The 288-nt window shown below is 73.6% G+C and carries 1 protein-coding gene; it reads right to left on the reverse strand.

The features are described from left to right. A partial coding sequence (locus tag CCN42_RS34325) for a glycerophosphodiester phosphodiesterase family protein (protein ID WP_281259550.1) occupies nucleotides 1-288 on the reverse strand: 288 nt, incomplete at both ends.

Consider the following 288-nt stretch of genomic DNA (forward strand, 5'->3'; position numbering starts at 1 on the left):
GCGCGCGCCCGCGTACGCGGGGCCGAACCAGCTGCCGGCGTCCAGGCGGGCGATCTCGGCGGCGGTGAAGTCCCTCACCTGCCACGGTGCCCGGTCGGGGAAGACGGTCTCGACGTCGGTGGTGCGCCGCAGGCTGTCGTCGTGGATCACCACGAGTTCGCCGTCCTTGGTGCGCTGGACATCGTTCTCCACCCACTCGATCCCCAGCTCGGCCGCCTTGTCGACCGCGGCGAGGGTGTTCTCGGGCGCGTAGGCGGAGGCCCCCCGGTGGGCGATGACGGCGGGCCG

Origin of the sequence: Streptomyces glaucescens (assembly GCF_002154375.1) — a bacterium.
Classification (GTDB): domain Bacteria; phylum Actinomycetota; class Actinomycetes; order Streptomycetales; family Streptomycetaceae; genus Streptomyces; species Streptomyces glaucescens.